This is a genomic window from Bacillus sp. 7894-2 (genome assembly GCF_002272225.1).
Lineage (GTDB): Bacteria > Bacillota > Bacilli > Bacillales > Cytobacillaceae > Cytobacillus.
In genome coordinates this window covers 21,529-43,807 of record NZ_NPDG01000004.1, presented here as the reverse complement: position 1 = coordinate 43,807, position 22,279 = coordinate 21,529, and the positions used below count along the sequence as shown (strand labels likewise).

At 41.1% G+C, this 22,279-nt stretch carries 27 protein-coding genes; all 27 read right to left on the bottom strand.

Features of this window, described 5'->3' with window-relative positions:
* Window positions 1-10: 10 nt before the first annotated feature.
* The 27 genes from CHI10_RS00665 to flgB all read right to left on the bottom strand — a co-directional run bounded on the left by CHI10_RS00665 (window position 11) and on the right by flgB (window position 22,275).
* A complete protein-coding gene (locus CHI10_RS00665; RefSeq protein WP_095242370.1) occupies window positions 11-1,108 on the bottom strand; it encodes a protein-glutamate methylesterase/protein-glutamine glutaminase in 1,098 nt (365 codons plus the stop codon).
* Window positions 1,109-1,114: 6 nt separating this feature from the next.
* Window positions 1,115-1,987, bottom strand: a complete 873-nt coding sequence (locus CHI10_RS00660; protein WP_095242369.1) for a MinD/ParA family protein — start codon at window positions 1,985-1,987, stop codon at window positions 1,115-1,117.
* Window positions 1,984-3,132 carry a flagellar biosynthesis GTPase FlhF gene (gene flhF, locus CHI10_RS00655; protein WP_095242368.1) on the bottom strand — a complete coding sequence of 383 codons (1,149 nt, stop codon included), beginning with the start codon at window positions 3,130-3,132 and terminating at the stop codon, window positions 1,984-1,986. The genes CHI10_RS00660 and flhF overlap by 4 nt, the downstream gene beginning before the upstream one ends.
* Window positions 3,129-5,165: a flagellar biosynthesis protein FlhA gene (gene flhA, locus CHI10_RS00650; RefSeq protein WP_095242367.1), complete on the bottom strand. Its 2,037-nt coding sequence runs from the start codon at window positions 5,163-5,165 to the stop codon at window positions 3,129-3,131. The genes flhF and flhA overlap by 4 nt, the downstream gene beginning before the upstream one ends.
* Before the next feature lie 87 nt (window positions 5,166-5,252).
* Window positions 5,253-6,338: a flagellar biosynthesis protein FlhB gene (gene flhB, locus CHI10_RS00645; RefSeq protein WP_095242366.1), complete on the bottom strand. Its 1,086-nt coding sequence runs from the start codon at window positions 6,336-6,338 to the stop codon at window positions 5,253-5,255.
* Between the two features lies 1 nt (window position 6,339).
* The gene (fliR, locus tag CHI10_RS00640; RefSeq protein WP_076255802.1) at window positions 6,340-7,116 is read right to left on the bottom strand and encodes a flagellar biosynthetic protein FliR; all 777 of its coding nucleotides are present in this window, start codon (window positions 7,114-7,116) and stop codon (window positions 6,340-6,342) included.
* A gap of 4 nt (window positions 7,117-7,120) precedes the next feature.
* A complete protein-coding gene (gene fliQ, locus CHI10_RS00635) occupies window positions 7,121-7,390 on the bottom strand; it encodes a flagellar biosynthesis protein FliQ (RefSeq protein ID WP_009330744.1) in 270 nt (89 codons plus the stop codon).
* 17 nt (window positions 7,391-7,407) lie between these two features.
* Window positions 7,408-8,073, bottom strand: coding sequence for a flagellar type III secretion system pore protein FliP (fliP, locus tag CHI10_RS00630; RefSeq protein WP_095242365.1), 666 nt, complete (start codon window positions 8,071-8,073; stop codon window positions 7,408-7,410).
* Window positions 8,066-8,749: a flagellar biosynthetic protein FliO gene (locus tag CHI10_RS00625; RefSeq protein ID WP_286136616.1), complete on the bottom strand. Its 684-nt coding sequence runs from the start codon at window positions 8,747-8,749 to the stop codon at window positions 8,066-8,068. The genes fliP and CHI10_RS00625 overlap by 8 nt, the downstream gene beginning before the upstream one ends.
* 29 nt (window positions 8,750-8,778) lie before the next feature.
* On the bottom strand, window positions 8,779-9,141 hold the full coding sequence (locus CHI10_RS00620; RefSeq protein ID WP_048009014.1) for a response regulator: 363 nt from the start codon (window positions 9,139-9,141) through the stop codon (window positions 8,779-8,781).
* An 18-nt stretch (window positions 9,142-9,159) separates the two neighbouring features.
* Complete coding sequence (gene fliY, locus CHI10_RS00615) at window positions 9,160-10,446, bottom strand: flagellar motor switch phosphatase FliY (RefSeq protein WP_095242363.1); 1,287 nt, start codon at window positions 10,444-10,446, stop codon at window positions 9,160-9,162.
* Window positions 10,436-11,434, bottom strand: a complete 999-nt coding sequence (gene fliM, locus CHI10_RS00610) for a flagellar motor switch protein FliM (RefSeq protein ID WP_095242362.1) — start codon at window positions 11,432-11,434, stop codon at window positions 10,436-10,438. Before fliM ends, fliY begins: the two co-directional genes overlap by 11 nt.
* Window positions 11,435-11,474: 40 nt before the next feature.
* Complete coding sequence (fliL, locus tag CHI10_RS00605; protein WP_095242361.1) at window positions 11,475-11,903, bottom strand: flagellar basal body-associated protein FliL; 429 nt, start codon at window positions 11,901-11,903, stop codon at window positions 11,475-11,477.
* On the bottom strand, window positions 11,890-12,114 hold the full coding sequence (locus CHI10_RS00600) for a flagellar FlbD family protein (RefSeq protein ID WP_095242360.1): 225 nt from the start codon (window positions 12,112-12,114) through the stop codon (window positions 11,890-11,892). Before CHI10_RS00600 ends, fliL begins: the two co-directional genes overlap by 14 nt.
* Window positions 12,115-12,167: 53 nt before the next feature.
* Entirely contained in the window at window positions 12,168-12,974 is an 807-nt protein-coding gene (flgG, locus tag CHI10_RS00595) for a flagellar basal body rod protein FlgG (RefSeq protein WP_095242359.1), read from the bottom strand.
* 68 nt (window positions 12,975-13,042) lie between these two features.
* Entirely contained in the window at window positions 13,043-13,435 is a 393-nt protein-coding gene (locus CHI10_RS00590) for a TIGR02530 family flagellar biosynthesis protein (protein ID WP_095242358.1), read from the bottom strand.
* 14 nt (window positions 13,436-13,449) lie between these two features.
* Window positions 13,450-13,875: a flagellar hook assembly protein FlgD gene (gene flgD / locus CHI10_RS00585; RefSeq protein ID WP_483294942.1), complete on the bottom strand. Its 426-nt coding sequence runs from the start codon at window positions 13,873-13,875 to the stop codon at window positions 13,450-13,452.
* A gap of 39 nt (window positions 13,876-13,914) precedes the next feature.
* Window positions 13,915-15,147, bottom strand: a complete 1,233-nt coding sequence (locus tag CHI10_RS00580) for a flagellar hook-length control protein FliK (RefSeq protein WP_095242356.1) — start codon at window positions 15,145-15,147, stop codon at window positions 13,915-13,917.
* Between the two features lie 27 nt (window positions 15,148-15,174).
* Window positions 15,175-15,786 carry a MotE family protein gene (locus CHI10_RS00575; protein WP_095242355.1) on the bottom strand — a complete coding sequence of 204 codons (612 nt, stop codon included), beginning with the start codon at window positions 15,784-15,786 and terminating at the stop codon, window positions 15,175-15,177.
* Between the two features lie 8 nt (window positions 15,787-15,794).
* Window positions 15,795-16,238, bottom strand: coding sequence for a flagellar export protein FliJ (gene fliJ / locus CHI10_RS00570; protein ID WP_095242354.1), 444 nt, complete (start codon window positions 16,236-16,238; stop codon window positions 15,795-15,797).
* Window positions 16,239-16,241: 3 nt separating this feature from the next.
* Window positions 16,242-17,558 (bottom strand): flagellar protein export ATPase FliI, encoded by a 1,317-nt coding sequence (gene fliI, locus CHI10_RS00565; protein ID WP_095242353.1) that lies wholly within the window; start codon window positions 17,556-17,558, stop codon window positions 16,242-16,244.
* Entirely contained in the window at window positions 17,555-18,340 is a 786-nt protein-coding gene (gene fliH / locus CHI10_RS00560) for a flagellar assembly protein FliH (protein WP_095242352.1), read from the bottom strand. The genes fliI and fliH overlap by 4 nt, the downstream gene beginning before the upstream one ends.
* Window positions 18,324-19,340 (bottom strand): flagellar motor switch protein FliG, encoded by a 1,017-nt coding sequence (gene fliG, locus CHI10_RS00555; RefSeq protein WP_095242351.1) that lies wholly within the window; start codon window positions 19,338-19,340, stop codon window positions 18,324-18,326. Before fliG ends, fliH begins: the two co-directional genes overlap by 17 nt.
* A 12-nt stretch (window positions 19,341-19,352) precedes the next feature.
* On the bottom strand, window positions 19,353-20,957 hold the full coding sequence (gene fliF / locus CHI10_RS00550; protein ID WP_095242350.1) for a flagellar basal-body MS-ring/collar protein FliF: 1,605 nt from the start codon (window positions 20,955-20,957) through the stop codon (window positions 19,353-19,355).
* Window positions 20,958-21,106: 149 nt separating this feature from the next.
* Window positions 21,107-21,412, bottom strand: coding sequence for a flagellar hook-basal body complex protein FliE (gene fliE, locus CHI10_RS00545; RefSeq protein ID WP_095242349.1), 306 nt, complete (start codon window positions 21,410-21,412; stop codon window positions 21,107-21,109).
* A gap of 12 nt (window positions 21,413-21,424) precedes the next feature.
* The gene (gene flgC / locus CHI10_RS00540; RefSeq protein ID WP_095242348.1) at window positions 21,425-21,877 is read right to left on the bottom strand and encodes a flagellar basal body rod protein FlgC; all 453 of its coding nucleotides are present in this window, start codon (window positions 21,875-21,877) and stop codon (window positions 21,425-21,427) included.
* Window positions 21,878-21,879: 2 nt separating this feature from the next.
* A complete protein-coding gene (gene flgB, locus CHI10_RS00535) occupies window positions 21,880-22,275 on the bottom strand; it encodes a flagellar basal body rod protein FlgB (protein ID WP_095242347.1) in 396 nt (131 codons plus the stop codon).
* Window positions 22,276-22,279 lie beyond the last annotated feature (4 nt).

The following is a 22,279-nucleotide window of genomic DNA, read 5'->3' as shown; positions in this document are numbered from 1 at the left end:
CCCCTCGGCTTTAAACAAATTTCAATATGGATTCTGCTATACGTTCAATATGCTGCACATCATCTGCCAGGCCGGACTCAATCACTGCTCTTGGCATTCCAAATACAATGGATGATTCTTTTGATTCAGCGATGGCTTTTACTTCACCGCTTTTCTTCAATGCCATCAAGCCATTTTTGCCATCTGATCCCATTCCAGTCATTATGACAGCAATCTTCCTGATCCCGTTAACTCCACCCAAAGATTCGAACATCACATCAACTGAAGGTCTGTGTCCGTTCCTTGGAGGTGATTTATCCAAATGTATAACAAGATCCCTGCCTGACCTTGAAGCTGTCAAATGGAAGCCACCGGGAGCAATATAGGCGGTCCCGTTTTTAAGAATATCTCCTTCTTCGGCTTCCTTAACCGATAACGCCGATAATCCGTTTAGTCTGCTTGCCAGTGACTTCGTAAATCCCGCAGGCATATGCTGGACAATCAGAATCGGTGCGTTAAGATCTCCCGGAAGATCATTCAGCACTTTTTGAAGCGCTCGTGGTCCGCCAGTGGAAGTTCCTATACAGATAAGCTGTTTGACATTAAGACTTGTTTCAACAGCAGAACGAACAAGATGAATAGATTGACGTGGTTCTATTTTACTATAACTTTGCTTATATCCGGCAGATTTTTTTCCAATAACTGAAAAATTAACCAGCCCTTTTATATTCGCTTTGCTTGCCTGTACTACTTTATCTGTTAATTCAGTTTTTATTTTATGCATGTCCAGTGAGATTGGCCCCGATGGCTTCGCTATAAAATCTACTGCCCCATATTCCATGGCAGTAAAGGTATTTTCAGCACCTTCCTTCGTTGTGCTTGAAAGCATGACTACAGGTACCGGCATAGTTTTCATAATTATTTTGAGAGCTTCCAGGCCATTTAGAACCGGCATTTCAACGTCCATTGTTACTGCATCGGGAGTTAGTTCTTTAATCTTCCTTAAGGCCTCTTCTCCGTTTCTTGCTGTCCCAACAACTTGGATTCTCTCATCTGCAGAGAGGAGATCCGCAATCAGTTTCCTCATAAAGGCTGAATCATCCACGACAAGCACTTTTATAGTCTTCATGCTGATTCACCCCCTATTAAAAAGAAATTTTTTAAGCTTTGAAATAAATTGGGAAACATGATACTCACCAGCAAGCCCTCCAGGCCTGCCGCCAACTTTCTCAGTCATACTCCGAATTGCTTTTGAAGCAGCTGAATTTTCATGATAAATAATAAAAGGAATCTGTCGTTTAACAGCCTGCTGTATACTGCGATCATCCGGAATAATTCCCAGAAGGCCAGTATTCCTCCCTAAAAACCTTGAAGCAACAGCAGAAATCCTTTTATATGTTTCCTGCCCTTCCCGTTCTCCTTCAGACCGGTTAATGACCAATTGAAATGGAATCTTATCATCCAAAAGATGTATATGCTTCATTACTGAGTATGCATCTGTGATAGACGTTGGTTCAGGTGTAGTAATGACCGCTATTTCCTGAACAGAGAGTATGAACCTCGCCGATTCTTCTGTAATGCCTGCACCCATATCAAAGATGATATAATCATAGTTTTGAATAAGTTGGGCAAGTTCTCCGGTAAATCTGGAAATTTGCTCATCATCGAGTTTCACAATTTGCGAAAGGCCCGTCCCGCCGCCAATATAATTCAGTCCATATGGCCCCTCTGAAATAATATTATTTAAAGGTATATCCTTTTCAAAAAAATCAGCAATTGAATATTCAGCTGATCTTCCCATGAGAATCTCAACATTCCCCATGCCGATATCCAAATCGAATAACAATACTCTGTGGCCTGTTTTGGATAGGGAAATAGAGAAATTCAATGAAAAATTTGTTTTCCCTACTCCCCCTTTTCCGCTTACCACTGCTATTGTTTTAAATTGATGACTTCGGCTGTCTTCTTCTTTCAGCCTTGCTCTTAGCCTTTCTGCCTGATCGTTCATTTCTTTTTCCCCATTAGTTGTTTTACAATAGCTTCCGGCTCTGCCATTAAGATATCATCTGGAACATCCTGGCCATTTGTAATATAAGCTGCGCCTTTTTTGTATTTATGAATGATGTTGTACATGGCACCGTAAGTTGACGTTTCATCTGCCTTTGTGAAGATAAGTTTATCAATGTCTATAATTGAAAACTGGTTATATATATCTTCCATATCCTTTTGTTTCGCGGTAAGCGACAGCACTAAAAAGGTTTCCATATCCTTCTCAAAGTCAATCACATTCTTCAAATCTTCCACATACTGTATGTTCCTGAAATTCCGTCCTGCTGTATCTATTAGAACAAGGTCGTAATCTTTCAGTTTATCTGCTGCCTGTCTGAAGTCATCTATTGTATAGCAAACTTCTAAAGGCATATCCAGGATGCCGGCATATGTTTTTAATTGATCGATCGCAGCGATCCTGTAGGTGTCGGCTGTGATAAATGCAGCCTTTTTTTTATGTTTAATTACACACTCTGCAGCCATCTTCGCCAAGGTAGTTGTTTTCCCAACGCCAGTTGGACCTGCTACATTGATATATTTTTTTGTGAATGAAATCCCTCTGAATGGAATATTCTCAATTTGCTTTATCAGTTCTTCATGCAGCCAGGCTTCTACTTCAGTAACTTTAGCTTTGGCACCGCCCAGGTACCATTTTTCCAGCAATACTTGAAGTACCTGATCCTGAATGGAATTGTCAATTTCCTGTTCATTAAGTAATTGCATGACCTTTCTTATTTCTTCAGGGTAAACCGGACTTATCTGCTGTCCACCGGCCAAAGAGGACATCATTTGTTTTAAGCTGCTTATCTCTCTAATCAGCTCATTTGAAGTTCTCGATCCGGTAAATTGAGACTCTTCAGTGTTTTCCTTGAAATGATTTGAAGCAGCAGGGATTATTGAAGGCTTAACAGCGGGTTTTTGCTCTATTTCCTGATTTGGATCTGCTGCTGCCATCACTTCTATACTTCTCTTCTTAAAAAAGCCTAAAACCCCGCCTGTATATACTACTCGTGAATTTAAAATTACAGCATCCTTACCCAGTTCCGCGCGTATTTGTTTCATCGCATCAGGCATGGACGCTGCCATGAACTTTTTTACCTTCAATCAATATTCACCACCCCGACACTTTGAACTTCCGCATTTGCTTCCAGCTCGTTATAGGAAAGGATAGGTATTTGCGGGAAATACCTTTCTGTTAATTGCCTGACATACATTCTGACTGCTGGAGAACAAAGGACAATTGGCGTCTGCTCCATCAATGAAAGCTGTTCAACCTGGGAAGCTATCGATTCAAGTATGTTCTGCGATACAGTAGGATCCATGGATAAATAATTGCCATGTTCTGTCTGCTGAACACCTTCTGCAACCATTTTCTCGACTCTCCCTGATAGGGTAACGACTTTTATAGAGTCACCCTGCTGTGAAAACTGGTTCGTAATTTGTCTGGCTAAAGCCTGACGGGCATATTCCGTAAGCAAATCTGTATCGCTAGTAGATTTGGCAAAATCGGCAAGCGTTTCAAAAATAACCGGCAAATTCCGGATCGAAACGTTTTCCCTCAATAACTTTGCAAGGACCTTTTGAACTTCACCGACAGATAATGGATTTGGTGTAACTTCTTCGACAAGGATCGGATAACTTTCCTTAACATGATCAATCAGCTGTTTTGTTTCCTGGCGGCCTAATAACTCATGGGCATTGCTTTTTATAACCTCTGTTATATGAGTAGATACAACAGAGGGCGGGTCAACGACTGTATAGCCGAAAATTTCTGCCTGCTCTTTCATTTCTTCTGTTATCCATTTTGCCGGCAGGCCGAAGGAAGGCTCAATCGTATCAATTCCTTCGATGCTATCATCATCAATACCGGGACTCATTGCCAAATAATGATCAAGCAGAAGCTCTCCGCGGGCCATTTCATTTCCTTTAATCTTCAATCTGTATTCATTCGGCTGCAGCTGAATATTATCACGTATTCTAACTACCGGAATGACCAGGCCCAATTCAATCGCCAGCTGTCTTCTGATCATGACAATCCTGTCGAGAAGGTCCCCGCCCTGATTCGTATCGGCAAGAGGTATTAACCCATAGCCAAACTCGAATTCTATCGGATCTACATTTAACAGGTTAACCACGCTTTCAGGGCTTTTCATTTCATCGGTTTCGATTTCTTCTTCCATCTCCTGCAATTGTTCCTTATCCGGCTGTGGAGTCTTGGCAATCGTATATCCGCCAAAAATCATCAAGCCGCCAATCGGCAGTGTTAAAACGAGCCCTATTGGTGTCATTAACCCCAGCAGAATGATAGTTCCGCCAGTAACATATAACATTTTCGGATAAGCAAATAGCTGGGAAGTAATATCTTTTCCAATATTCCCATCTGATGCTGCCCTGGTTACTACAATACCCGTTGCAGTGGAGATTAACAGTGCCGGAATCTGACTAACAATTCCATCCCCGACGGTCAGCATCGAATATTTCATGGCAGCCTCTCCAAACGGCAGCCCCAGCTGCATCATCCCGATGACAATACCAAATAATAGATTGATAAGAGTGATGATGATACCCGCTATGGCGTCACCTTTTACAAATTTACTCGCACCATCCATTGAACCGTAAAAATCAGATTCACGGCTGATTTTTTCACGTCTCTCGCGGGCTTCATGCTCAGAGATCATGCCTGCATTTAAGTCTGCATCGATACTCATCTGTTTACCCGGCATGGCGTCAAGAGTAAAACGCGCCGCAACTTCAGAAACCCTCTCAGATCCTTTGGTGATGACGATAAACTGAATAATAATGAGTATTAAGAAAACAACGAGTCCGACAATGACATTACCTCCGGTTACAAATGAACCAAATGTTTCTACGACCTTTCCTGCTTCCCCTTCAGATAAAATGGATCTGGTTGTAGAAACATTCAATCCCAGCCTGAATAATGTCATTAACAAGATTAAGGAAGGGAAAATAGAAAACTCGAGCGCTTCCTTCATATTCATGGCCGTCAGCAAAACCATAAGTGCAAGCGCAATATTAATGATTATCAGTACACTTAAAAGCCAAGGCGGAAAAGGAATAATAAGCATGGCTACTATTAGAATTACACTCATCAATACTGATAAGTCTCTTACTTGCATTGAAACTCTCTCCTTACAAGAAAAGCGGAAGGCGCCTTGGCAGCCATTCAACAGCTTCCTAAGACCAGCTATTTCATGTTTCTCTGGTTAAATTTTGTTTTTGGTTCTGTACACATAAGCTAAAATCTCTGCAACAGCTTTGAAAAATTCTTCCGGGATAGCCTGGCCAATTTCTGCCTGACTATATAGAGCCCTGGCAAGCGGCCTGTTTTCAACAGCGATCACATCATGCTCCTTTGCGATTAATTTAATCTTTTGGGCAACAAAGTCCACACCTTTCGCCACTACAATAGGAGCATCACTTTTTGTTTCATCGTAGCTCAGAGCTATGGCAAAATGTGTCGGGTTGGTGATGACCACATCCGCTTTAGGGACTTCCTGCATCATCCTTCTCATTGCCATTTCCCTCTGTCTTTGCTTAATCTTGGATTTAATTAACGGATCCCCTTCAATGTTTTTGTGTTCATCCTTAATATCCTGTTTTGACATGCGAATGTTCTTTTCAAAATCGTATTTTTGATACAGATAGTCCAGGACGGATAAAAACAGCAGAGCCGCTGAAGCAATTAAACCCATTTGAACGGTCAGGCTGGCAATTGTGGTCATCGCCGTTCCTACTGATTTCTGAGAAAGAATTAATATTTCATCTATCCTTAACCATAAAACGGTAAACGCAGCGACACCGACAAAAGCAATCTTAAGCATTGACTTTAGCAGCTCCACGATCGCCCTCATTGAAAAAATGCGCTTAAAGCCTTTTATCGGATCCAGTTTCTCCAATTTAGGCTGTATGGCTTCTGTTGAAAAAAGAGTACCTACCTGCATGAAGTTTGCAGCTACACCCGCAAGCATAGCAATCAGCATGATAGGACCTAAAAAAAGCACCAGTTCCTTTAGTACATCAAGAAAAATCACCTGAACATTCGCCTCTGTCAGCGGCATCTTCATATAATCATTAAATGAATGCGTAAATATATAAAGGATGATATTCTTCAAATACGATCCGGCAAACAGCAAAAACAGAAACACAGCTAAAAGGACGATGGCTGTATTAACATCCTGGCTTTTGGCTACTTGTCCTTTTTTTCTGGAATCCTGCCTTTTTTTCGGAGTGGCTTTTTCTGTTTTTTCTCCGGAAAACAGCTGAAGATCTAAAGAAAGCAGTAACCTCATTCTATGAACCTCCCATAAGCTCCATAAGCCCTCTCATTGTCTGCAGCATCGTTTCAATTGCAAGGGAAAAAGCATATATTAATACACTCATAACAACGATCAGAACAATAAAACTGACGCCTATTTTCAAAGGAAGTCCAACGACGAAAACATTTAGCTGCGGAACTGTCCTGGCGACAATCCCTAACGCAACATCTACAAGAAACAGACTGCCGACAACAGGGATGGACATCTGAAAGGCAATAACGAACATCGTATTCATGGCCTTAATGACATATTCAGCCATATTTTCATCCCCGAAAGAAATCCATGCCTGATCCAGCGGGATAAAATTATAGCTGTAAAACACTCCATCAAGCATGAGATGGTGGCCATTAACGGTTAATAAAAAAAAGAGAGCGATCGTATACAAATACTGTCCCATTAAAGGGCTCTGCGCCCCTGTCTGCGGATCAATCACATTCGCAATGGCAAAACCCATCTGAAAATCAATAAATCCTCCGGCAATTTGAATGGCTGAAAGGATTAAATAGGCAATAAATCCAACCATCAGCCCAACCAATGCTTCTTTTATGATTAAAAGAAAAAATGTGCCGTCAATTTCAAGTGCAGGGACATCCATGCCCAGGAACATAATCCAGGCCAAAAAGAAGCCAAGGCCAATTTTATGTGATGCCGGGATGGATCTGTAAGAAAAAAGGGGCATCATTAAAAAGAAAGATGTCACCCTTACAAAAATAAGTAAAAAAGCCGGAAAAGAAGGCAGAAAATCTAACATGTCATCAGCCTACAAACCTGGTCAAATTAGAGAAAATCTCATTTGCATACGAGAGCATGTGGCTAAGCATCCAAGGACCAAAGAATACAACACCGACAAGGACCGCTACAATTTTAGGAATAAAAGCCAGCGTCTGTTCCTGAATTTGAGTTGTAGCCTGAAAAATGCTGACAACTAAGCCGACTACTAGTGCCAGAATTAGCAAGGGACCGCAAATCATCAATACAGTGATGATCCCTCTTTCTGCAATGGATATAACTGTTTCTGGAGTCATTCTGAATGTTCACCTGCTTAAAAGCTTTGTAAAAGGGATTTAACTACTAAGTACCATCCGTCCACCAGTACAAATAATAATATTTTGAACGGAAGCGAAATCATAACCGGAGGAAGCATCATCATCCCCATGGACATCAACACACTGGCAACAACCATGTCGATAACCAGAAAAGGAATAAAAATCATAAAGCCAATTTGAAAAGCTGTTTTAATTTCACTTATGGCAAATGCCGGAACAAGACTCGTAAGCGGAATATCTTCAATGGAAGCCGGCGCTTCAGCACCGGAATATTCAAGAAATAGAGCCAAATCCTTCTGCCTTGTGTGGGCACTCATAAATTCTTTGAAGGGTATAGATGCTTTTTCATACGCTTGTTCCAGATTTATTTCTTCATTGAATAAAGGTGTTAAAGCCTGGTCGTTCACTTCCTGCATGGTTGGAGCCATAATAAAGAATGTCAGGAATAAGGATAGGCCGATTAAAACCTGGTTCGGCGGCATTTGCTGAGTAGCAAGCGCCGTTCTGACAAAGGAAAGAACGATGACAATCCTTGTAAAGCATGTCATTAATATTAGAATACTCGGTGCGAGAGAAAGTACCGTCAGCAATAAAAAAAGCTTCACAGATGTAGATACATTTTCAGGAGAGCTGCTATTAAAAAACTCCATGAATTCATTCATCTTTCTTCTGGCCCTTTCTTTCTAACTCATCAAACAGTTTTTTTCTGCCCTTTTTCATTTCATCAAGCTGAATCCCGAGCAGTGCCCTGAAGTTTTGGCTGCCTTGTTTGTCTTCCTCTGTTTGCTGTGTTCTTTTCATCACCTTTGTCACAATGTCGCTTGGACGGATAAGCTGTTCCAGTTTGTCATTATGTTCTTCGATGATCTGGCTGTACTCTTCTGAGTTGTCTATTTCTTTTAACAGCTGAATGTTTTCTCCTACCCCTACTACCAAAATGCGTTTCCCAACTTTGATCAGCTGAATTGACCTGTTTGCACCTAAAGCTGTCCCTCCAAGGTTTTCAACCAATTGCGACCTGTTATACACCTTACTTTTTTTATTGATGAACTTTAGGAGAGCATACAGTAATCCAATCGTGAAGCCTGTTGCTAAAATCATTTTTATAAAATCCCAAAAAGTAAGGCCAATTTTGCCGCTTTCATCTTGTTGGATCTGTCCTTCTGCTGTCTTTGGATCCTTTGATTCTTTTAATTCCTGTTTTCCGCATTTCTCAGGATTTTTCATACATTCTTTAACACTATTATTCAATTGCTCTGCCTGGGCCTGCGGCTGCGCGCCCAGCAGAACAATTGAAAACAACAGCAGCAAAGAAATCACTTTCTTTACATTACACACTATTTTGCACCCTCTAAAAAGAATAATGACTAGCCCAAAGTTTTGCCGATTGCTTCCAGTACTCTATCAGCCTGGAACGGTTTTACAATAAAATCCTTTGCTCCAGCCTGAATGGCATCAATAACCATTGCCTGCTGGCCCATTGCAGAACACATAATGACTTTTGCAGCTGGATTTAATTTTTTAATTTCTTTCAGAGCTGTAATTCCATCCATTTCCGGCATGGTTATATCCATTGTGACAAGGTCAGGCTGTGTTTCCTTATATTTTTCCACAGCCTGTGCACCGTCAGCAGCTTCGCCTACTACGTCATACCCATTCTTGGATAAAATATCTTTTATCATCATTCGCATAAAAGCTGCATCGTCAACTATTAAAATTTTATGTGCCATTCCAATAACCCCCACTTTTTATCTTAATTTTTTTATTCGGTCACTCTGGCTGATAATATCTGTAACTCTCACACCAAAGTTTTCATCAATGACAACCACTTCCCCCTGTGCAATTAACCGGTTATTCACCAGAATATCAACAGGTTCACCTGCCAGTTTATCCAGTTCTATAATTGAACCGGAAGACAATTCAAGAATCTCCTTTACGGAACGTTTGGTCCTTCCCAGCTCGACCGTTACCTGAAGCGGTATATCCAAAAGCATATCCAAATTCTTTGTTTCAGTCTCCTGCATATGGTATGGTTCAAAACTCGAAAAGGCTGCTGGCTGTACATTCGGCTGCACTCCATTTGCATAAGAGCCTCCGAAATGCTGGGGTCCGGAATGCTGAGCCTGGTTTTGTGCAGGCGGATAGCTTGCCTGACTCATTACCGGCTGCGAATATGTCGGCTGCTCTCCGGAATAACCCGTTTGAGTGTAAGTCTGATCTAATCCGTCTGTGTGTACTTCAGGCTTATGATCAAACGAATGCTGGCTTTCCTGATAATCGTGCTGTGTTTGAGCCGCTGGCTTCTCTTCAGAAACAGCGCTATTTTCTGGGAGATCCTGACCCGGATTTAATAATTCATTTACAAGGCTTTTGCCAAATTCCAAAGGAAGCAGCTGCATTATATTCGAGTCAATCAGACTGCCAATTTTCAATCGGAACGAAATCCTAACAAGCATATCATCATCCGGGACTCGGTCGGCACCTTCTCCCTGAGGCAAATCAAGAATGTCGATTGCCGGCGGAGAAATATCTACCTTTTTTCCAAAGATGGTTGACATCGAAGTGGCTGCAGAACCCATCATCTGGTTCATTGCCTCCTGAACGGCGCTTAACTGAATTTCTCCCATTAGGTCAGCCGGGCTGGTTCCGTCGCCCCCAAGCATTAAGTCAGCAATGATGGCTGCATCTGATTGCTGTATTACCAGCAGGTTGCTTCCAAAGAAGCCTTCTGTATAATTCACCTGAATTGCTACATAAGGATGCGGGAATTCATCAGCTAATTTTTTGCGCAAAACAACTGAAACAGCAGGTGTTGTAATATCAACTTTTTGATTTAACAAAGTAGACAATGCTGTTGCAGAGCTTCCAAATGAGATATTGCCGATTTCACCCAGAGCATCCTGCTCCATATGGGACAAATAATCCTCGGTTCGAAAAAATGCCTCATTATAATTTTCTGTCTCGTCGCTGTCGTCAGCAGCTCCCCTTAATAGAGCATCAATTTCATCTTGCGAAAGCATATCATCACTCATCATCCTCATCTCCCCCTTTCACAGTGTCTAAAATTTGCACGGCCATTTTTTTATTTATTTTTCCGGGCTGTCCGATGAATTTTGGGATATTGCCGACTTTTATTGAAAGCGCCTGGGCAATCCCCTGGTTTAACTCAATGACATCTCCAATATCGAGTGTTAAGAAATCCTGAATGGCTATGTCAGAACTGCCGAGTTCACATATGACCGGAACTTCCGCTTTCTGAATGTTTCGTTCAAGCCGGGCAATGACCTCCGGCTCCCTTTCCTTTTTGTCAGTCTGCATCCAATAATGGACAGACAGCTTAGGAATAATGGGCTCAAGAACAACGTGAGGTATACATATATTAATCATTCCGCTCGTTTCCCCAATGATCGTATTTAGTGAGATTACGACAACTGTTTCATTTGGAGAGACCATTTGCAGAAATTGAGGATTTACCTCAAAATCAGATAATATCGGATCAATGTCAGCGATTGTACTCCAGGCTTCCCTTAAGTTTTCAAATGCCCTTTCAAATGTAGCTGACATGATTTTTGTTTCAATTTCTGTTAAATTATCAATTTTATTGATACTTGTGCCTCTGCCGCCCATCAGCCTGTCCATCATGGCATAGGCGACGTTTGGGTTCACTTCCATGAGAATTCTTCCATCCAGAGGGGGCACTTCAATTACATTCAATATGGTCATCTTCGGTATAGACCGGATAAATTCTTCATATGGTATCTGGTCCGCAGAAGCAACCGAAATCTGCACATAGGTCCTCAGCTGGGCAGAAAAAAAGGTGGTTAAAAGCCGGGCAAAATTTTCATGAATTCTTGTTAAGCTTCGTATTTGATCTTTAGAAAACCTTAATGCTCTCTTAAAATCATAAACTTTTACTTTTTTCTCAGTTTGTTCCTTTTTCAGCTCATCTGCATCCATTTCTCCGGTAGAGAGAGCCGAAAGCAGGGCATCAATCTCGCTCTGCGATAAGACCTCACCTGACATGAATCCTCACCTCCATTTATTGCAGTTAATTATTTGGTTTTCACTGGAGGAGAGATTCAGTTATGTACACCTGAACGATCTTTCCTTCTTGCATTAAACCGTTTATCTTGGTTTTCAAATCTTCCTGCAGCTTGATTTGGCCATCTTTCCCCTGTATATCCTCTGCTTTCATTTCGGACAATTCCTGAATGATGAGGTTTTTAACCTGAAAATCTCTTTTTTGCAATTCCTCTTTTGTTTTTTTGTTTTCAGTCTGGATTTTAAAAGAAATCCTGATATAATCATCACTCGCTAAATTGGCTGTAACTTGCGGAATATCCACAGAGGCCTCCAGCACTTCATCAATGGTCGGCTCTTTTGTTTCATTATCACCCGAAAACTTCATTACAAGCACCAGGGCAATAGCTCCTATAAGCGTGATTGCTACAAGCATCATTAACATTATCATTAACAGCTTATTGTTCTTCATTTTCATTTCCCTCCGCCAGCTGCTGCCCCAGTAGATTAACAGATTGATAGAATCCTAAAATCGATTGCATAACTCGGTCTTCAGATTCCTTTACAACATACTTCTTCCCATTCGTGAGCGTAATTGTCGTATCTGGAAAAGACTCTACTGTTTCTATGTACAAAGCATTCAATACAAAAGTTTTGCCGTTCAGGCGAGATACTTTAATCAATGTTTATTTCAGGGCTAAAGATCCTGTACCTTCAGCCCTGACCCTCCTTTAGATTATCGTTTTAAATTAACAAGCTCCTGCAGGATTTCATCTGATGTAGTAATGATACGGGTGTTTGCCTGGAAACCACGTTGGGCTGTGATCATTTCAGTGAATTCTTCTGACAGGTCTACGTTTGACATTTCCAGGGTGCCTGAAACAAGCACTCCAGCACCGTCTTCGCCAGGGGTTAATGGGACAGGATCACCTGAGTTTACTGTGTCCTTATAGAGATTGTCTCCAATTTTTTCAAGTCCGCCATTATTATTAAAGCGTGCGATTCCAATTGGTCCGGCAGTCTTCAGTGTATCGTCCCAGTCTATTAAGAAGTTTATAGTTCCATCATTCGATATACTTAAGCTCTTAATAACGGTGGCGTTCCCTCCATTTAATTGGATAGCTGAACCATCAGCTCCTTTTACTTTATCTCCTGATGCTGTAACTAGGTTGGCATCATCATCCAGATACAAATTTCCAGCGCGGGTATAGTAGGTGTTATTCCCTCGCTGAACCATTAAATAGCCATCACCTTGAATTCCTATATCCAATACTCGTCCAGTAGTCTGTAAACTACCCTGTGTATCAATTGTATCTATTGAAGATAATTGGGAACCAAGGCCAACCTGCTTAGGGTTAATACCGCCTGAGTTATCACCACTGCCTGTTGCACCTGAAATTGTCTGACTCACCATATCTTTAAAATTAACCCGACCCTTTTTATATCCAAAAGTATTAACATTCGCAATATTATTCCCAATTACATCCAGCTTTGTCTGAAAGTTTTTCATTCCGCTTATTCCTGAATACATTGAACGTAACATTAGTTGTTGCTCCTCTCTTTATGCTGCTTCTGTCAGTCCGCAGCTTAGGCTTCCTTATACGGTCCAGCCTAGTTATTATCCAGAATTATGGTTCCATTGATATTTGTGAATATTTGGGTTTGAGCTTCTTTACGATCCATCGCCGTAATCACTGTATTATTCTTTGCACTAACTATAAGTGCTGCTTCTTCGAGCAATACCAGGGATTCTTTAACACCCATTTGCTTGGCTTCCTGTACTTTCTCTTCTATTTTCCCCCATCGCTCTGCACTAATATCTATACCTCTCTGTTGAAGTCTCTGTTTTGCATGCTTACTCACTATTAATTGGGACTCGGTCCGCAAGGCTGTCTGGAGGTGGGCAGAGAATGTATTTTTTGATTGCTTTGAAGTTTGAACGGCATTCCCCTTTGGTGTAATTACCGGCTGGGTGTGGATCGGACGAAAAATTAGTTTATCCACCCACTCACTTCCTTTTATTCATTTAGTTGAGATATATTTGCTGGCTCTAGCTCTGTCCCATCATCCAAAATAAATATTGCAGAATTATTCTTATACTGGATAGAGACTACTCTTCCAGTTCCTTCTTCTATACTTGGATCCTGGTTTGGTTCACTTGATTCGGTCAATTTATGCCATGTTACATTTTTCCCCAGAAAGTTATTGTATGTCATCAGCTGGTTCTGCTCCTGAAAAGCCAATAACTTCTCCATCGTCTTATTCATATTGGTCATCTGCTCCAGAGACGAGAAGGTTGCCATTTGCGCAATGAAATCCTTGTCCTGCATTGGATTCATGGGATCCTGGTTTTGCAGCTGTGTCATTAGAATCTTCAGGAAATCATCTTTGCCTAATATATCTGAGCCGGTTTTTCGGGTTTGGCTTTGATAGTTTGACAGCATTAGGGAAGAATCTATTGTGTTTGCCAATTCCTATCACTCCTATGCTTCTGTATTAAGAAGTGCTTCTTCAAAAGAGCTGTTAAATTCTCTTTCAGGCTGCGGATTTTGATCATCCTTGTTCTGCTGCCTCTGATCCTGCTGCTGGGGATCTTTGTTAAAAGATCGATCCTGCTGCGTCGTTTGCTGAGAGATTTCTATTCTCTCAATCTGGATATTTTGTGAACTGAAGGCCTGCTTCAATCCGTTAATATGTGAATCCAGAATTTCTTTAGCTGCTCCAGAGGAAGTAAGTATCCTCGCAATCATCGCCGAGTCCTTTTGAATAAGCTCTATCCTCAGAGCTCCAAGATGGTCAGGGTTCAGCTTGATAAAAAGCTTTTGTGTCCCTCCCATTTTGAGAAAACTGCTCCTTGATAATATGTTTTCAAATTGCTGCATAAGCTGGTCTGTATTTACTGTCTTTCCCTGAGGACTCAGGAGAGCCATCTGTTCAGGTTTTGAAAAGGATTGAACCTGAATAAATCCCTGTAAACCAGTTTCTGCTCTGTGTACGATTTTAGCAGCAGTCTGACCCGCAGGTTCATTAGCTGCATTATTTTGTTGTTTTATAGAGTTTAATTCGCTTACGAGCGGGGTAAAAATCTTCTGTGAAATACCCTCTCTATTGTTTATCAGACTCTCAATTTTCACTTGAACATCTTTCAGGAAATCTTTCAGGTTTAGTTTACTAGTGTGAAAGTCCTGTTTCGCAGAAAGCAATTCATACAATTTCAGAACTTTTAATGCCCCGCTAAGATCTCTGCCCTGCAAGTTGATGCTTATCTTTTGATTTGATATTGCAGAAATTAGTAAACTGATTTTATTTTCTGCATCTATAACTTCTTCAGGATATACATCCTTAGGCTTTACTTCCGGCAGAACTTGTTCAATAAGACCTTCAAGCATCTGCACCAATTCTTCCTGTGAAAGATCCAGCTGCTCTGAAATGATATCAATAATGTCAGTTTCATTTTGAAAGCAAATCTTATCTAGCAGCTCGCTTCCGTTTTCTAAATCGGTAATCTCACTTACATTAAGAAATTCAATTATTTCCTTTAACTGTTCGATCTTATTCTCATCTGCAGCAGAAGGTAAGGTTTCCTCTAGCGGTTTGGCAATTCCGGTTAACGCGGAGAAAAGACTTCCAAAACCATTGCTGCCTGTATCTTGCAGAGATAATTTATCTTCGGATGTATATTGTGACTGAATGAATCCTAATCCTCCGATTTGCACCTATTTCACCTCCCTTCAAAACTTCTCTTAATTATCAGATCCGCTTTCTGCTTTTGCAGCAGTCAGGAGCGCCGTATAACGTGCAGCATCTTTCGGATTCATCTTTTCCATGAGACCAGCAAGCGTATCAGAATTAACATTGGCTAGGATTTTTACCGCTTCTTCATCCTTCATCTCAGTTAAAATGGGTGCTGCTTTTTTAGCAGAAATGTTTTCATAAGTCTTTACGATATCTTTAAAGGCCCGCTTGTTCTCTTCCTTTATAGCCGTAAGCTCGCTGATTTCTTCCTCCAGCCTTTCCTTTTCAAGCCCTGCTCTTTCTATTTCCAGCTCTTTGCTGTCGAGCTCGCTTTCCAGCTGAGATATTCTCGCTTCCCGATCTTTAACTTCTGCCTGCATTCCGATGATCTGCTCTTCCATAACTTCCTGTGAACGGGAGTTCTTATCATCAAAAACTGAAGCTAAAAATGGCACTTCCTGGCTATATTTTTTGGCTGTTTCAAAAATATTGTTTCCTGATAGCGTGAAAACCAGCAGGGCTACAGTTATTCCGAACAGGATCGGAATTAAGAAAGCAAATATAAACCATTGAAACCGGCTAGTTTTGCGTGTATCTTGTTCTTCTGGTATTTTTTCCATTTAACCACCTAATTTCCCCGATTCATATACAGCTGAAGTGAGATATCATCCATTTGCCTTCCTTCTGCTTGCTTCATGCTTTCCAAAAAGCCTGCTAAATCTTTTTCCTGCATTTTTTCAAATTTCTTTACTTCAATATTTTTTTCCATGAGTTTTTCCTGCTGGAAATTCATTTGGCTTCTTGCATTTGCCACCATCTTTTGATAATGGTCAATTGTTTTCTCAAGACTGCTCACAAAATGCTGGTGATGCCTTATTTCTTGAACCGGAAGTCCTTCAGCCAATCTTGATAGCTGATATTCTTCCAGATCTTCTTTCTTTTTCAGCAGATCGTATAGTTTCTTTGCAGTTTCTTCAAATCGTTTTACAGCCTGATTATATACATCAAATGCCTGATCTTTTTCTCTTTCTTTAATCGTCAGGATTTTATTGAATTTAAATTGGTATTGCATTTTTTATTCCCCTTTTCCAGCTAATCCCTTTAATTGGCCAATGCTTTCCAAGATAGAAATTTTTTCGTTCGTTTCTTGTTTCAAAAAAGAGATGATCGAAGGATATAATCGTATGGCTTCATCTATTTCCACCGATGACCCTCGTTTATAGGCTCCAATATTAATTAAATCCTCTGCATTGATATATGTGCTCAGCATTTCTCTTACCTTTTCAGCTGATTTAACATGAGATGCATCTGCTATATGGTTCATTACACGGCTTACACTTTTCAGGACATTAATAGCTGGATACTGCCCCTTGTTCGCTAATGACCGGTCAAGAACAAAGTGTCCATCCAATATTCCCCTGACTGTATCCGCGATTGGCTCATTCATATCATCCCCGTCCACCAGTACGGTATAAAATGCCGTTATAGAGCCGTATTCGTTTGTACCGGTTCTTTCAAGAAGCTTAGGCAATACAGCAAAAACAGATGGCGTATACCCCTTAGTTGTTGGCGGTTCTCCGACTGCAAGGCCGACTTCCCGCTGAGCCATTGCCACCCTGGTTACTGAATCCATCATTAACATGACATTTAAGCCTTTGTCCCTGAAATATTCAGCAATTGCTGTGGCTGTGTATGCCCCTTTAATTCTCATGAGTGCCGGCTGGTCAGACGTAGCGACAACCACTATGGATCTTCTCAAACCTTCCGGCCCCAGGTCCCTCTCAATAAACTCCCTAACCTCTCTGCCCCTCTCGCCAATAAGGGCAATCACATTTAGATCTGCATTAGTATTGCGGGCTATCATTCCAAGAAGAGTGCTCTTCCCAACTCCGCTACCTGCAAATATCCCGACCCGCTGTCCGTTTCCTACAGTCAGCAGACTGTCGATCATTCTTACACCTACTTCAATAGGTTCAGAAATCGGCGGTCTTTTCAGAGGATTAGGAGGAGTTTGTTCCGTTAGGACTGGCGTCAGCCCTTTTGGCAGCAAGGACCCATCGAGAGGCTGTCCCAGTGAATCTATTGCTTGTCCAATTAGAGCCGGTCCTATCTTCACCTCAAGAGGTCTCGAGGTTGTCTCGACAAGAGAGCCTGGTGAAATATCCTGTACATCTGTATAAGGCATAAGTATCACATTCTCATTCTTAAATCCGACTACTTCCGCCTGGATCTTTCTTGTGCGTCCTTTGCCGATATGAATAATGCATACATCCCCAATAGAACTTTCCGGGCCTTGGGACTCAATCATCAGACCCACTACTCTTTTTACTCTGCCAAAACGCTTAAAGCTATCAATTTTTTCTATCTCGCTGATCAGCTGTTCAAGTTTCAATTTGGTTCACTCTCCAGCATCTCAAAGAGTTTTCTTTTTATTTCTTCAAGCTGGCTGTCAACACTGGCTTCAATTCGTCCGTTGGCTGATTCAATTATGCAGCTTGTATTACTTAGTTCCTCATCCGGATAAATATATAAATCTGTCTCTTTAGGAAATACCCGGATTAGTTCTTCCTTATGAGACAAAAGCAAATCATAGTGCATTGGGTGTACATGAAGCTGAATCTCAGTATATTCTCTTGCTTCTTTTAAAGCCCTTTTTACTATAGAAAGGAATTGGTCACTATTCTGTTCAAGAACTTCGCTGAGTATTTTCCCTGCAACCTTTAATCCGAGGTTCAGTATGGTCCGTTCAGATGATTCGATGTGCTGCTGATAATCATGTTTGGCTGTGTTTACAACTTCTCTTGCCATATGAATCAGTTCACTGTATTCCCTGAGACCGCTTTGTCTGCCTTCATCAGCTCCAGCAGCAAATCCTTGTATTCTGGCTTCTTCAAATATTTTTTGTTTTTCCTGTTCAAGCGCCATGCGCTGTTCGTCCATTTGCCGGGCCATATTGTCAGAATCTATTCTTGCAGCGTTTACAATCCGCTCAGCTTCCTCACGGGCGCTGTTCATCATGGCCTGAATCTCTTCATGGGGTCTCGCAGCACTCTGCTCCACTGCCTCTTCAATATGGTTTGAATTGCTTTGCATCAGTCTGATCGAAATGACTTTCTTTTCTTCTTTCGGCACTGCGCTAGAGTATGATTTTATTAGCCTAGACAATAATATCATCTCCTCCGCCGCGAGCGACGATGATCTCCCCTGATTCTTCCAATCTGCGGATAATGCCAACTATTCTTGATTGGGCTTCTTCAACATCTCTCAATCTCACAGGACTCATATATTCCATTTCATCTTTAAAGGTTTCAACCATTCTTGAAGACATATTTTTAAAGACGATTTCTTTGACTTCATCACTCGACACTTTCAATGAAAGCATGAGGTCCTCACTTTCACAATCACGGATAACGCGCTGTATAGCGCGGCTGTCCAGGGTAACGATATCTTCAAACACAAACATCCTCTTCTTAATTTCCTCAGCAAGCTCTGGATCCTGAATCTCCAGTGCATCCAGAATAGTCCTTTCTGTTGCACGGTCAACTCCATTTAGAACATCGACCACCGATTCAATGCCGCCGGTCTGAGTATAATCCTGAGTTACAGTAGAAGACAGCTTTCTTTCAAGAATCTGTTCAACTTCATTAATAATTTCAGGAGATGTACTATCCATAACAGCGATCCTTCTTGCAATATCCGCCTGCATTTCCTGCGGCAGCTCTGACAGAATTTGCCCGGCCTGCGCTGGATCAAGATATGACAATATCAAGGAGATGGTCTGCGGATGTTCATTTTGAATAAAATTAAGAATTTGTGCCGGATCAGCCTTTCTCGCAAAATCGAAAGGCCTTACCTGAAGAGAAGAAGTCAGCCTGTTAATAATGACTGAAGCCTGCTCAGTACCGAGTGCTTTCTCGAGAACTGTTTTTGCGTAACCGATTCCTCCCTGCGTAATATAATCCTGCGCCAGGGCAATTTGATGGAATTCTTCAAGAATTTCTTCTTTTGCAAACGAATCAACTTTTCGGACCCCTGAGATTTCCAAGGTCAATTTTTCAATTTCTTCCTCGCTTAAGTGTTTATAAACAGAGGATGCCACATCAGGACCAAGTGAAATAAGAAGAATAGCCGCTTTTTGCTTACCTGTGAGTTCTCTTTGTTCTTTTTTTGGCATTTTTCATCCTCCTTAATCTTCTGCGATCCATGTGCGAAGAAGCTTCGCAAAGTCTTCAGGCTTTTCCTTTGCCATTTTCTCCAGTTGTTTGCGCCTCATTGTACTCTCTGTTTCATGCTCGTCATTAACATCCGGAAGGTTGAATGTCTCTTGTGCTTCTAATTCCATCTCCTCTTCTTGTTTCTGCTTCTTTCTCGCTTTTGCAAAAAGGAAGATTAATAGAGCAATAATTAAAAGCAGTACTCCCCCGATTGCATAAATCCACCAGGGAATGCTGGTACTTGTCTCTTCAGGAAACACAACTTTTCCGTTGAAAGGCTGTACTGAGACGACAATTTTATCCTGAATAGCCTCATCTGTTAACTCTGCAGCTGCCGCATCCTTATTAATAGTCGTACGGACAACAGTTCCCAGTATTTGTGTAATATCATTTATTCTTTCCTGCGGAAGTGATGCGGGATCATCCGCTGTCGGTGGTTCCACCATTACCTGGATTCCTAAATCCCGGACTTTATAAGGGCTCTCAACAATCTCTTTGCGGATTTTATTAACTTCATTATTAATAGTCTCTTCTATTCGTTCATAATCCCCGTTGGAATTTCCGTTTTCCAGATAAGAACCTGAATCAGTGCCGGCAGGTTCATCATTTCCTCCCAGCGCAGGAGACCCTCCTGCCCCTTCTCCATTACCTGTAAAAGTCTCCGTAATCTTTTGAGCACTGATAGCGATACCTTCCATATTTTCTTCATCAACAGGTGTAACCAGGTTTTCTTCTCTGTTTTCCTGGGTAAAATCAATATCGGCGGTTACAGATACAACCACCTTATCCTGTCCCATTAAAGTGCCCAGCATATTCTGCACCTGACGCTGTACATCCCGCTCAATTTCTTTTTTGATTTCATGCTGTGCCGCAAAGGTGCTTTCAGGTGAAGAATTTTGTTTATTTTTTAGATCAAAGTACTCAAAAAACTGGTTGGTAATGACGATATTATCAGTGGGAAGGTTGGGTATGCTTTTCGCAGCCAAGTGGTAAAGCGCCTGAATTTGCGACTCTTCAAATTGGTGTCCTGGTTTTGTGTTAAGGACAATAGAAGCAGAGGCTTCCTCTGAAGAATCATTTACAAATATGCCTTTCGCCGGAAGGTTAATCATTACCTTGGCATCGTTGACTCCATCGATCCCTTTCATCAAATTCGCAAGCTCAGTCTGCATTGCTTCCAGCTTTAGCACATTGAACTCGTTTTCAGTCATGCCAATCCCTGCATTTTGGCTGAAAAATGAATAATCAATGCTTCCTGATTTCGGAATTCCTTCTGCTGCCAGTTCTACTTTCAGAGTATCTACTGATTCTTCAGGCACTTTAATAGTTGTTCCGCTATCTGCTATTTCAGATACAATCCCTCTTGTATCGAGACTTTCTTTTATCGTTCCCGTTTCAGAAGGTGTCAGGTTGCTGTATAGAGGAACGAGATTGGTTCTGGTACTAAGGATAGCTGCAGCTGCAATCAGCATTATGCATAATACAGCAGCACTAATCATAATTGTCTTTTGTTTTTTTGACCTGCTTCCCCAGTATTCTTTCAAGTTGCCAATATATCTCTGTAGCGTTTCTTTCATCACAATCCTCCGGTTATTCTGTCTTAGCTAATAACCGCCATGACTAGTTTTTAGCTTTAATCATTTTCTTTCATTAAAAAATTGAAAAAACCTCACTAATAAGCGGATTCTTTCAATTTCCTAAGTTTTCCAAAGGAACTGCTGTAATATTATACCTGCATCCTCATCGCTTCCTGATAAGCTTCAATTACTTTATTTCTAATTTCGAGAGCAGCCTGCATTGTAATGCTCGCTTTTTGTGATGTAATCATCACCTGGTGAAGATCTACATTTTCTCCCTTTGCAAGTTTTTCAGTCATAGCATCTGACTGTATCTGTGCATCATTTATTTTTTTTATTGATTGCTTTAAGACCGACGAAAAACTTTGCTGAGCATCGAATGTTGTATATGTATGAGTCTTTTGATTTTCAGCAGGCTTTAAAGCATTCACTGGCATAAACGTTACGTTATTCATTTAAGGTTCTCCTTATTTGCCGATTTCCAAAGCTTTCATCATCATGCCTTTAGAGGCATTAAAAACTGTTACGTTCGCTTCATATGATCTTGTGGCGCTAATAAGATCTGTCATTTCCCGTAAAGGGTCCACATTCGGCATTTCAACATATCCATCTTCATTCGCATCGACATGTGAAGGATCATAAACCATTTTAGTTGGGGTCTCCCGATCTTCTACAATTCTTGATACTTTTACCCCATTACCTGCCGAACTTCCTCCATTTCGGCTCATGGCCATATTTAAAAAGGATGAAAACTGCCCTTCTTTCGGTTCCAGTACTACTGATTTCCTTCTGTAGGGTCCATCACCATTTATACTCCTTGTAGAATCTGCATTGGCCATATTTGAAGAAATTACATCCATACGGAGCCTTTGGGCAGTTAGTGCCGATGCTGTGCTGTTCATACTATGAAACATTGACATTACTATTTGCCTCCCCGCAATACATTCTGCAGACTGGAAAACTTGCCGCTTACACGTTCAATAACTGCATTATAGTAAATCTGGTTTGTAGCCAGATCCGCCATTTCCTTATCTAAATCCACACTATTGCCATTATGATTGTAAGAAGTATCAGCTCTGGTCACTATCCCTTGACCTGAGGATGAGCTATTTTTAAAATCGTAATGTCTATAATCACTTTTGTTTGCATCCATTGATTCATTTAAAGCCTTCTTGAAAGCAGCTTTAAAGCTGGCATCCTTTGCTTTATAGTTTGGAGTATCAGCATTTGCAATATTTTGTGATATTACTTTTTGTTTAAGCGAAGAATAATTTAATGCTTGTTCTAATGTTGATATAGTGCCGGAAAACAGTTTCAATCAT